1 protein-coding gene is annotated in these 1,595 nt (G+C 68.2%); it reads right to left on the bottom strand.

The genetic code is table 11. From position 1 onward, the window contains the following. A partial coding sequence (locus A5753_RS06565; RefSeq protein WP_156655978.1) for a condensation domain-containing protein occupies positions 1-1,595 on the bottom strand: 1,595 nt, incomplete at both ends.

The following is a 1,595-nucleotide window of genomic DNA, read 5'->3' as shown; positions in this document are numbered from 1 at the left end:
GCCACGCCTTTGGGGATCCCGGTGGTGCCCGAGGTGTAAATCAGGTAGGCGAGGTCTTCAGCCGCGGGCGCCGGCAAGCCCGTGGTGGGTTGATCATCGACGGCCGGGTCGTCGACCTCGAGGACCGGCACGCCGAAACCATCGAGCCGCGAGCGCAACTGCGCGGTGCTCACCACCGCGACCGGGGCGGCGTCGGTGAGCATGAACTCGATGCGCGCTGCCGGGGCGGCGGCGTCGATCGGCAGATAGGCCGCCCCGGTCTTCAATACCGCCACCATCGCGGTGATCGCCTGCGCCGAGCGCGACAACAGCAACGCCACACACTGTCCCGCGCCCACGCCGTGGCCGGCCAACACGTGCGCCACCCGGTTCGACGCCTCGTCAAGCTCGCGATAGGTCATCGAGGCGCCCGCGAAGCTCACCGCCACCGCCTGCGGAACACGAGCCACTTGAGCGGCGAACAAGGTGGGAATCGACACCGGGGTGGGTGCGGGTTGAGTGAGCACCGCGCGGTGGGCGAGCGCATCGAGGCGGGCGTGTTCGGATGCGTCGAGCACCTCGATCGCCGACAGGTGCTGGGCGGGGTCAGCGGTCAACGCCGCCAGCACCCGCTGCAACCGGGCGATCAAAACCTCGATAGAGGCCGCATCAAACACATCGGTGCGGAACTCCACCGTTCCGCCGATCCCGGCGGGCTCACCGTCCCCGGTCCAACGCTCGGCCAGCGAGAAGGTCAAGTCCATACGAGCGCTCTGGGTGTCCACCGGCAGCGACGTCACCTGCAGGTCACCCAAACTCAGTGCGGCCGCAGGCTCCGCGGCGAGGTTTTGCCAGGCCAGCATGACTTGGATCAGGGGGTGGTGGGACAGGTTGCGGGTGGGGTTGAGGTGTTCGACGAGGACTTCGAAGGGGACGTCTTGGTGTTCGTAGGCGGCCAGGCTGCGGGTGCGGACCTGGGCCAACAGTTGGGCCATGGTGGGATTGGCGCCCAGATCGACCCGTAACACCAAGGTGTTGACGAAAAACCCGACCAGCTCATCGAGGGCGGGATCGCGCCGCCCGGCGATCGGGAACCCCACCGCCACATCCGCGCTGGCGCTGAGCTTGCCCAGCAGCACCGCCAGCGCGGTCTGCAGGACCATGAAACTGGTCGCGTTGTGTTCGCGGGCCACCCGCGCGATCTGCTGGGCCAACCCGGCCGGCCAGTCCACCGTCACGCTGGCCCCGCGCTGATCGGCCACCGCCGGATAGGGCCGATCGGTGGGCAACGCCAGCCGCTCGGGCATTCCGGCCAGCATCTGTTGCCAGTAGTCCAGCTGGGCGGTGATGCGGCTGTGCGGATCCTCAAGGTCCCCGAAACTGGCCCGTTGCCACAGCGTGTAATCGACGTACTGCACCGGCAACGGCGCCCAATCCGGGGCGTGGCCGGCGCACCGGGCGCCATAGGCGGTGCCCAGATCGGCCACCAGCGGGGTGATCGACCAGCCATCAGCGGCGATGTGGTGGACCACCACCACCAACACATGCTCGTCTTGGCCGAGGCGAAACAGTGTGGCCCGCAACAAGATCTCGCTGCTCAGATCGAAACTGTGCCG

This window comes from Mycobacterium sp. 852002-51971_SCH5477799-a, from assembly GCF_001667145.1.
Lineage (GTDB): Bacteria > Actinomycetota > Actinomycetes > Mycobacteriales > Mycobacteriaceae > Mycobacterium.
This window is presented reverse-complemented; position numbering and strand designations above follow the sequence as displayed.